This window comes from Pseudomonas sp. PA-6-3C, assembly GCF_021605825.1.
Taxonomy (GTDB): Bacteria; Pseudomonadota; Gammaproteobacteria; order Pseudomonadales; family Pseudomonadaceae; genus Aquipseudomonas; species Aquipseudomonas edaphica.
Map to the genome: position 1 here is coordinate 73,026 of NZ_WKDV01000031.1, position 10,136 is coordinate 83,161.

Here is a 10,136-nt window from a genome sequence, read left to right on the forward strand (position 1 = left end):
GTTTATAGGGAGGGAGAAGATGAGGGACTGATCATCCAGTGTAAAATACTGATTATGCATATCCTAATTCTACAAGAATGCGGAATATGCATTTTATCGCCATCGGTTCCGCCGAAACTCAGGTACCGACATTGCATAGCGCCCGGCACCACCTACACTGGTTTGAGTCCAGCGTCCCTGATGCACCAGCAGTCATTGCTCAACAAAAAAACAGTTAGCCAACTGATTAATAGAGTCAACATGAAAGAGCAGCCTCGGCAGCGTGTATCACACGTTCTCGCTCCGCTTAGCCTCCTGTGCCTGGCCCTCGCCGGCTGCACCGTCGGGCCGGATTTCGCCCGACCCGATGTGGCCGCGAACGCCGACTATTCAAAAGAAAAACTCACCACCACCGCCCAGGCCGATATCGACACCGGTGGTGCCGCGCAGCGGCTGATCGCCGGGATGGATATTCCTGGCCAATGGTGGACGCTGTTTCGTTCGCCCGCCTTGAACGCATTGGTCGAAGAAGCCTTGAAGGCCAACCCGGATGTGAGCGCCGCGCAAGCCGCGTTGCGCCAGGCCAACGAGCTGATCTATGCCGATCAAGCGTCGTTGTTCCCGTCGGTGAGCGGCAATGTGCAGAAGGCCCGTGAGAAAGTCTCGGGGGTCACCTCCGGCGTGCCGCAATCGCCAATACTGACCGTCAGTTCAGCGTCGCTGAGCGTCTCCTATGCCCCGGATGTGTTTGGCGGTACGCGCCGGCAAATCGAGTCGACCACGGCGCAGGCCGAATACCAGCGCTTCCAGCTGGAGGCGACTTACCTGACCCTGACTGCCAATGTGGTCAATACCGCCATCAGCCTCGCGTCTGTACGCGATCAAATCGCGTCTACCGAGGAAATCATTCGCCTGCAGGGCGGCCAGCTTGACCTGCTGCAAGCCCAGCGGCGTTTGGGGGCGATTGGCGATTCCGACGTGCTGACCCAGCAAACCGCACTGGCGCAAACCCGTGCGACCTTGCCGCCGTTGCAAAAGCAATTGGCGCAGACACGCAATCAGTTGATGGCCTACCTGGGGCGCTTCCCGAATCAGGACCAGGGCGAACGCTTCAACCTGGCGTCTTTACGGCTGCCCGAAGAACTGCCGGTGAGCCTGCCCTCGGCCATTGTTGGCCAGCGGCCGGATGTGCGTTCAGCCGAGGCTCAATTGCATCAGGCCAGCGCCAATATCGGCGTGGCCGTCGCCAACCAGTTGCCGCAGTTCAGCATTACCGGCTCGCTGGGTTCCACGGTGGCAAGCGGCACCAAGCTGTTTTCATCGGGCTCCGGCGTGTGGAGCCTGGCGGGTTCAATCACCCAGCCGATCTTTGACGCTGGCGCACTCGAACACCGCAAACGCGCAGCCGTGGCCGCTTACGACGAGTCGGCGGCGCGTTATCGCGGCACGGTGGTGACCGCCTTCCAGGACGTGGCCAACGCACTGCGGGCGCTGGAAGCCGACGCCGACGCGCTCAACCAGCAGGTCGTGGCAGAGCGCTCCGCGCAGGCCAACCTGGATCTGGTCCAGGCCCAGTTCCGTCTCGGCGCGGTGGCCTATATCAACCTGCTCACGGCCCAGCAGACCTATCAAAACACTGCACTGTCACGCGTGAAGGCCCAGGCCGCCCGCTACAGCGACACCACCGCCCTCTTCCAGGCCCTGGGTGGCGGTTGGTGGAACCGTGCGGATGTAAACCCGGACACCAAGGGCAGCCCGGATCGCTTCGGCCTGCCGTCGTGGCAGGAAATCATGCCGGCCAAGAGCAAAGCCGCGCCGGCCGATGCCGCGCGGCTCAACTGAATCAACAGTGAGAAACCCCATGGCTGAAGTCACCCCTGTCTCTGCCCCACCACCGGCCCCCAATGGTCCGCGCAAGCGGCGACTGTGGCGGCCGATGCTGATCATGATCGTGGTGGTGCTGGTGATTGTCGCGATCATTGCCGGGGTGAAGTTCGTGCAGATTTCGGCGCTGATCGCCCAGTCCAAACAGCCCTTGCCTGCAGCGGTGGTGACGGCGATGCAAGTGCCATTCAGCGATTGGCAACCCAGCGTCTCGGCGGTGGGCTCGATGAAGGCAGTGCGCGGCGTGGATGTGACCACGGAAGTGGGCGGCATCGTGCGCACCATCGGGTTCAAACCCGGCCAGGATGTCGAAGCCCAGGCACTGCTGGTGCAGTTGAATGCCGACTCCGACATCGCGCAACTGCACTCGCTCGAGGCCACAGCCGACCTCGCCGTCATCGTGCTCAAGCGTGACAAGGCGCAACTGGCGGTCAACGCAATCTCTCAGGCCCAGGTCGACACCGACACCGCCGACTTGAAGGCCAAGCTTGCCGCCGCCGAGCAGCAGCGTGCGCTGGTGGCGAAAAAGACCATTCGCGCACCGTTTGCCGGGCGCATCGGTATCACCAGCGTCAACCCCGGCCAATACCTCAACCCCGGCGACAAGATCGCCACGTTGCAGACATTTGATCCTGTCTATATCGACTTCAGCGTACCGCAGACGCAGATGGAAGCCATCGCCATTGGCCAAAGCGTCGCGGTAACGGCTGACGGCCTGTCCAACCAGACGTTCAAGGGCCGTATCAGCACCATCGACACCCAGTTCGATGCCACCACGCGCAACATTACCGTTGAAGCAACCGTGGAGAACCCCAAGCAAAACCTGGTGCCCGGCATGTTTGCCCGTGCCGTGGTCAGCTCGGGCGCCACCCAACGCTACCTCACCGTCCCGCAAACGTCGGTGACCTACAACCCGTATGGCACCACGGTGTTCATTGCCACCTCGAGCAAGAATGACAAGGGTGACGAGGTGCTCACCGCGCAACAGACCTTTATCAAGACCGGGCCGACCCGTGGCGATCAGGTCGCGATCCTGTCGGGCGTCAAGGAAGGCGATCTGTTGATCACCAGCGGCCAGATGAAGCTCAAGAACGGCTCGCCGGTGAAGGTCGACAACAGCGCCGCGCCGCTGAACGACCCGGCGCCGACGCCCCAAGAACATTAAAGGTGTCCCATGAAGCTTACCGATACCTTTATCCAGCGACCGGTGTGGGCCATCGTCGTCTCGCTGTTCATTCTGATCCTGGGGCTGCGCTCGATTTTTGAACTGCCGGTGAATCAATGGCCGCGCACCGAAAATACCGTGGTCACCATCACCACCTCCTACTACGGCGCCGACGCCTCCACGGTCGCCGGTTTTATTACCCAGCCGCTGGAATCGGCGATTGCCCAGGCCCAGGGCATCGACTACCTGGCTTCGTCGAGCATCACCGGCATCTCCACCATCACCGCCACGCTGCGGCTGAACTACGACGCCAGCAAAGCCCTTACCGAGATCAACACACAGGTCAATTCGGTCAAGAACCAGTTGCCGGCGCAAGCCCAGGAGCCGGTGCTGACCATTGCCGTGGGGCAGACCACCGACGCCATGTACCTGGGTTTTTACAGCGACACGCTGCCGACCAATAACATCACCGACTACCTGGTGCGGGTAGTCAAGCCCAAGCTGGACTCGATCCAGGGCGTGCAAACCGCCGAGATCCTCGGTGGGCGCCAGTTCGCCCTGCGCGCCTGGCTGGACCCGGACAAACTGGCGGCGCATAACGTCACCGCGCAGGACGTGTCCACGGCGCTGGCCAACAATAACTACCTGTCGGCCGTTGGTTCGACACGCGGGCAAACCGTGACGGTCGACCTCACCGCCGGCACCGATTTGCACACAGTGGATGAGTTCAAGCGGCTGGTGATCAGGCAGAAAGGCGATGCGCTGGTGTACCTGGAGGATGTGGCCACCGTCACCCTTGGCGCCGAGAACTATGACAGCAGCGTGGCGTTTTCCGGCAAGCGTTCGGTGTTTATCGGCATCAAGGCGGCGCCCACCGCGAATATCCTCACCGTCGCCAGCAGCGTGCGCGAAGCCTTCCCCGAGTTGCAATCGCAACTGCCGGCCGGCGTGCGCGGCGAAATTGTGTATGACTCCACCGCGTTTATTAACACCTCGATTTACGAGGTGGTGAAGACCCTGGTCGAGGCCATGATCATTGTGTCGGTGGTGATCTATCTGTTCCTCGGCTCGTTCCGCGCGGTGATCGTGCCGTTGGTGGCGATCCCGTTGTCGTTGGTCGGCACCTTCTTTGTGATGTACCTGCTGGGCTATTCGATCAACCTGCTGACCTTGCTCGCACTGGTATTGGCCATCGGCCTGGTGGTGGACGACGCGATTATCGTGGTGGAAAACGTCGACCGGCACATCAAGGAAGAAGGCAAAGGCGTGCTGGAGGCCGCGCTGGTGGCGGCGCGGGAGTTGGGCGGGCCGATCATCGCGATGACTGTGGTGCTGATTGCCGCCTATGTGCCGATCGGGCTGCGCAGCGGGCTGACGGGCGCATTGTTCAAGGAGTTCTGTTTCTCGCTGGCGGGCGCTGTGACCGTGTCGGCCGTGGTGGCGTTGACCCTTTCACCGATGATGACCTCCAAGTTGTTCAAACCAGGGCAGGAAGAAGGTCGTTTCGCGCGCAAGCTCGATGACTATTTTGATTGGTTGCGCAAGCGTTACCACCGCGTGCTGGCGGGCGGCCTGAATATCTGGCCGGTGCTGGTGACCTTTGGTTTTGTGCTGTTCTTGCTGGTGGCCGCCAGTGGCATGACGGCCAAGAGTGAGCTGTCGCCCACCGAGGACCAAGGGCTGGTGTTTATGCAGATCAAAGGCCCACCCACCGCCTCACCGCAGCAGATGGAGCGGATTGCCGACCAGGCCTTCCAGATCGCCAATAAAGAGCCGGAATACGCGCAGATGTTCCAGCTCACCGGCCTGCCCGCGCTCAACCAGGGCCTGGGCGGCGTGTTGCTTAAAACCTGGGATGAGCGCACACGCTCCCAGGCCCAACTGATTCTGGATTTGCAGCAAAAGTGGAACCAGGTGCCGGGCGCCACCATTGCCGCCTTCCCGCTGCCCTCGCTGCCGGGCGCCCAAGGGCTGCCGGTGCAGTTTGTGATCACCACCACCGATTCGGTGGAAAACCTCAACGAAGTGGCGCAGGCGGTGATGGCCGAGGCACAGAAACAGCAGCTGTTCTGGTTCTCCGACATGGATTTGAAACTCGACAAACCTCAAGCCAAGCTGGTGGTGGACCGCGAAAAAATCGCCGCGCTGGGCATGACCCAAGCCGATGTAGGTGCCGCGCTGTCGGCGGCACTCGGCGGCAATTATGTGAACTACTTCTCCACCGCCGGGCGCTCCTACAAAGTCATTCCCCAGGTGCTGCAAGTCGACCGCCTCAACCCGGACCAGATTCTCGATTACTACATCCGCACGCCATCGGGCAGCATGATCCAGGCGCGCACGGTGGCGCACATCGAGACCTCGACCCAGCCGGAATCGATCAACCACTTCCAGCAACTCAACTCGGCAACGCTATCGGGCGTCAGCGGCGTGGCCCAGGGCGAGTTGCTGGCCAAGCTCAATACCATCCTCACCAACGTGGCACCGTCGGGCTACACCTCGGATTTCTCCGGCGAGTCGCGCCAGTTCATTCAGGAGTCTGGCGGCTTCGTCGGGCTGTTGTTGTTTTCGATCCTGATCGTTTACCTGGCGCTGGCGTTCCAGTTCGAGAGCTTTCGCGACCCGGTGGTGATTCTGTTCTCGGTGCCGCCTGCCCTGTTCGGCGCCCTGGCCTTTATCACCATGGGCTACGCCTCGATCAACGTGTACACCCAGGTCGGTTTGGTGACGTTGCTGGGGCTGATCACCAAGCACGGCATCCTGATCGTGCAGTTTGCCAACGAATTGCAGCGCGCTGGTCACAGCAAGCGTGAGGCGATTGAAGAAGCGGCGGCGGTGCGGCTGCGGCCGATCCTGATGACCACCGCCGCCATGGTGTTGGGCGTGGTGCCCTTGGTGTGGGCGTCGGGCGCTGGCGCTGCGGGGCGGCATGATATGGGCCTGGTGATCTTCAGCGGGCTGTCGATCGGCACGTTGCTGACGCTGTTTATGGTGCCGGCGATGTATATGTTTATTGGTGAAACCCATCATAAGGACGTCGAACAACCGGGATCCGTGCCCGTGGCGGTGCCTGACCACAGCCGGTAACCTGAGCGCTCACCCACGCTGACCACCGAGGCGGCACTTGGATTATTTCGCTGCGCTAACCGCCTTTGTCGAGGCCGCCGAAGGCAATAATTTCTCCCGGGCGGCTGAGCGACTGGGCATCAAGGCCTCTACCGTCTCGCGCTATGTGAAGGATCTTGAGCAGGACTTGGGCATCGCCCTGTTCAATCGCTCGACACGCACGCTGCACCTGACCGAAGGCGGCCAGACGTTTCTGCTGCACGCCCGCCGTGTGCTGGATGAGCTGGAGCAAGCCAAGGCAGCCACTTCGGCGCTCAACCAGCAACCTCGAGGGGTACTCAAGCTCAATTTGCCACCGGCGTTTGCCCGGCACCATATCCTGCCGGTCTTGAACGTGTTCTTGGCGCGCTACCCGCAAATCAAGCTGGAATTGGTGCTGGATAACGCCCAAGTCAACCTGATTCATGCAGGCGTTGACCTGGCCATTCGGATTGGCGCCCTGCCCGACTCAACGCTCAAAGCGCGCAAGATCTGCGCGGGAAAGTACCTGCTGGTGACCAGCCCGGGGTTTTGTGAGCAGTACGCGGCCCCAGCGACACCGGCAGACCTGGCCGGCCTGCCGGCCATCCTGAGCGCGCATGATGTTGCCTTCGAGGCCGGTGGTGAAGTCTTGCCGCTGGTATACGGCGACTGTATCCGCATCAACGACCTGGACGCGCAGTTGCTCGCTGCACGCCAAGGCCTGGGCTTTGCCTTGCTGCCTGATTGGCTGGTGAGCAAAAGCGTTGAGGCGGGTGAGTTGCAGGTCTGGTTGCCGCACTGGAGCATTCTGGGGGCTGAACAGGCGTTTGCGGTGTGGTTTGTCTACCCGCCCAAGCGGATCGTGTCGTCCAAGGTGCGCTGTTTTATCGACTTTGTCGTCGAGCAGCTGGGTGAAACGCCCTATTGGAAATAAGACCGACCTGAGCGGCTCGTACTAAAGCAAAACCTGTGGGAGCTGGCTTGCCTGCGATGCAAGCACCTCGGTACATCAGGCATACCGAGTTGATGCAATCGCAGGCAAGCCAGCTCCCACATTTTGACCGAGTACTGTCAGCTGAAGCGGATATCCAGCGCCCGCAGGTAGGTTTGCAGCCCGGCATCCTGGATAGGGATCAGGAATGCCTCGGTGTCTGACTCATTGAAGTGCGCATGCCAGTAACCCGGCGGTGTCACGAACGCCAGCCCCGGCGACCAGTCCACCCGCACCGGATTACGGATCTGGCCATCAGCGTCCAGCTCCGTGCCCACCAGCGAATAGCAACCCTCGGGGCAGTTGATGATGAAGTCCAGCGCAATCGACTGGTGCCGGTGCGGCTTCTGGATCGAGCCCGCCGGCAGAATGCCGTACATGGCCCAGAGCACATGCGTGACGGTTCGGGTCTGGGGGAAATTGCGGTTGCCCAGCAAAATGCTGATGCGGCTGCGGTCCTGGGCGCGGGGGTCATCCGCTGCTTCCCGCAGCTTCTGGTTGGCCAGCGCGGCGGGATACAACGTCGGCACGAAGCGATCAGTGCTGCGCGTCACGCCCAGGTAGCGCAACAGCGGTTCATCATGCACGTAGTACAGGCGTGCATCCTGTGAAGCGCTGAAACGCGCGGGCTGCAGGCCAGGCAGCGCGATAAAGCAACCGCTCGACCATTGGATCTCATGTTCGCCCTGCACCACGCGGCCTTCGCCTGCGATGACATAAAACACCTGTGAGGTCGCATTGGGGTGCAGGTCCAGGGCATCACCGGCGTTCAAGCGGATAAAGTTGGCGCACAACCCTGGCCCGGTCGCCGGGCCTTCACAGCCCAGCGCTTGGCTGAGGTCCAGCGCGACCACCCGCGAGGCGCCGCTGTCGTAGAGCGAGGCCGGGAAGCTGTGGTAGGGAATCCGGGTAATCAGGTTGGCGCTGATCGGGTTGGCCGCCTTGCTGTACTCGAAGTACTCGGCGTCCACTTGCTCGTTTGGCACTGTATCGGTCAGGTCGGGTTTGAACTCGCTGTTCATGGTTCACCTCAGGCTTGGGCGGTTTTGAATCCACTATAGGCATTGCGCTTGCGGGGATTAAGCACTCCGCCGGCACAGCAGTTGTGCAGGATGGGGCGGCTTTGCCCCGCGACGGTGCAATCGGACTGTCCAGCGCCTGAGCGTGAACCGATGATCCATGTGTTCGGCGCCTGTCTCATGCTCAAACGTCATAATCCCAGGTACCTCTGCGTGGTAATCTTGGCGCCACCACGAATAGACATTGATCGTCACATGACGATGACCAAAGCCAGGAAAGAACATGCCAAAGATTTCTCACTCAGCGTTGCGCCGCAACTTCCGTGAACTGCTTGCAAAACAAATCTGCGTTGAAACCGCCTCCGTCTTCGACCCCATGTCCGCGCGCATCGCCGCCGACCTGGGCTTTGAAGTCGGTATCCTCGGTGGTTCGGTCGCCTCGTTGCAGGTACTTGCAGCCCCCGATTTTGCGTTGATCACACTGAGTGAGTTCGTTGAACAGGCCACCCGCATCGGCCGCGTCGCCCAACTGCCGTTTATTGCCGACGCCGACCACGGTTACGGCAACGCTTTGAACGTGATGCGCACCGTCGAAGAGCTTGAGCGTGCCGGTGTGGCCGCGCTGACCATTGAAGACACGCTGTTGCCGGCGCAGTTCGGGCGCAAATCCACCGACCTGATTTCCGTCGAAGAAGGCATCGGCAAAGTGAAGGCGGCGCTTGAAGCGCGTGTCGACCCTGAACTGTCGATCATCGCGCGCACCAACGCCGGTGTGCTGCCGACCGAAGATGTGATCGCACGCACCAAGGCCTATGAGAAAGCCGGCGCCGACGGCATCTGCATGGTTGGCGTCAAAGACTTCGACCACCTTGAGCAGATCGCCGCCAACCTGACGGTGCCATTGATGCTGGTGACCTACGGCAACCCACAGCTCAATGACAGTGAGCGTCTGGCGGCCCTGGGCGTGCGCATCGTGGTGGCCGGCCACGGCGCCTACTTTGCGTCGATCAAGGCCACTTACGACAGCCTGCGCGCCCAGCGCAAGCTGACCAGCAGCACGTCCAACCTCAGCGCTACGGAGCTGACCCATACCTACACGTTGCCGGAAAGCTATGTGGCGTGGGCTGAAGAGTTCATGGACGTTAAAGAGTAATTGCCGCAACGGTGCTGATTGTTGCAATCAGCACCGGATACTCACGGTGAGGGCTGCTTCAATCAATCCTCCAGCGTTCCCCGCGATTATTACCCGTGCCTTTGTAGCCGCCGTCTCCATCCGGCTCCCAGCCGCCCCCCGCATTCAAGCCGGTGCCGATAAAGCCACCGCGACCATCGGACTCAAGCCCCCTGCCCTCGTTCTTGCCGGTGCCTACATAGCCGCCCCGACCATCGGACTTGTACCCACGCTTGCGGTACTCGCCGGTGCCCTCATACCCGCCGTTGCCATCGGAGCGCCAGCTGGCGCCTGAGGCCTTGCCGTCGCCACGGAAATAGCCTTTGCCGTCAGACCGGTAATCCTCACCCGTGTTAAAACCTGTGCCCTTATAGCCGCCCGAGCCGTCCGGGCTGAACCCGCGGCCATTGTTGTAGCCGATGCCCTTGAGGCCACCGTCATCGGCGGGAATATAGCCTTTGCCGATATTTTTACCGGTGCCCCTGAGTGATCCATCTTCTTGCAGCGCGTAGTCACCGCCCAGGTTTCCCCCGGTACCTCTAAGGCCGCCGTGGCCGTCCGGCTCATAACCGTTCCCTGTATTGATGCCGGTGCCAATAAAACCTTCGGCCGCCAGCGCTGAGGCACTAAGCCCCAATAAAACGGTAGCGAGCAGGATACATGACGCTTTTTTCATGAGGCCTCTGGTCCTTTCAGAGAGGATGATGGGCGCCATGATAGGGCATGGGTTCTGCGCCGCAACTGCAACCCAAGTAAAACAGGCAACCATTGTGGCGAGGGAGCTTGCTCCCGCTGGGGCGCGAAGCGTCCCTGAAAAACGGGCCTGCTGCGCAGTCCAGCGGG

At 61.2% G+C, this 10,136-nt stretch carries 7 protein-coding genes; 5 read left to right on the forward strand and 2 right to left on the reverse strand.

The genetic code is table 11. From position 1 onward, the window contains the following. Positions 1-240 precede the first annotated feature (240 nt). The 4 genes from GIW48_RS20110 (at position 241) to GIW48_RS20125 (ending at position 7,046) form a co-directional block, all read left to right on the forward strand. Positions 241-1,821 (forward strand): efflux transporter outer membrane subunit, encoded by a 1,581-nt coding sequence (locus GIW48_RS20110; protein ID WP_236460639.1) that lies wholly within the window; start codon positions 241-243, stop codon positions 1,819-1,821. Positions 1,822-1,915: 94 nt separating this feature from the next. Then, positions 1,916-3,028 (forward strand): efflux RND transporter periplasmic adaptor subunit, encoded by a 1,113-nt coding sequence (locus tag GIW48_RS20115; protein WP_236460658.1) that lies wholly within the window; start codon positions 1,916-1,918, stop codon positions 3,026-3,028. Between the two features lie 9 nt (positions 3,029-3,037). Continuing rightward, positions 3,038-6,112, forward strand: a complete 3,075-nt coding sequence (locus GIW48_RS20120; RefSeq protein ID WP_236460638.1) for an efflux RND transporter permease subunit — start codon at positions 3,038-3,040, stop codon at positions 6,110-6,112. 37 nt (positions 6,113-6,149) lie between these two features. Next, positions 6,150-7,046, forward strand: coding sequence for a LysR family transcriptional regulator (locus tag GIW48_RS20125; protein WP_236460637.1), 897 nt, complete (start codon positions 6,150-6,152; stop codon positions 7,044-7,046). 137 nt (positions 7,047-7,183) lie between these two features. On the opposite strand, the gene GIW48_RS20130 is transcribed toward GIW48_RS20125, so the two are convergent. Continuing rightward, complete coding sequence (locus tag GIW48_RS20130) at positions 7,184-8,125, reverse strand: cupin (protein WP_170037205.1); 942 nt, start codon at positions 8,123-8,125, stop codon at positions 7,184-7,186. 280 nt (positions 8,126-8,405) lie between these two features. Here GIW48_RS20130 and GIW48_RS20135 point away from each other — a divergent pair, with 280 nt between their 5' ends. Beyond that, positions 8,406-9,275 (forward strand): isocitrate lyase/PEP mutase family protein, encoded by an 870-nt coding sequence (locus tag GIW48_RS20135; RefSeq protein ID WP_017135623.1) that lies wholly within the window; start codon positions 8,406-8,408, stop codon positions 9,273-9,275. A gap of 58 nt (positions 9,276-9,333) precedes the next feature. Here GIW48_RS20135 and GIW48_RS20140 read toward each other — a convergent pair whose 3' ends face one another. After that, positions 9,334-9,969, reverse strand: coding sequence for a hypothetical protein (locus GIW48_RS20140; RefSeq protein ID WP_099549771.1), 636 nt, complete (start codon positions 9,967-9,969; stop codon positions 9,334-9,336). Between the last annotated feature and the right edge of the window lie 167 nt (positions 9,970-10,136).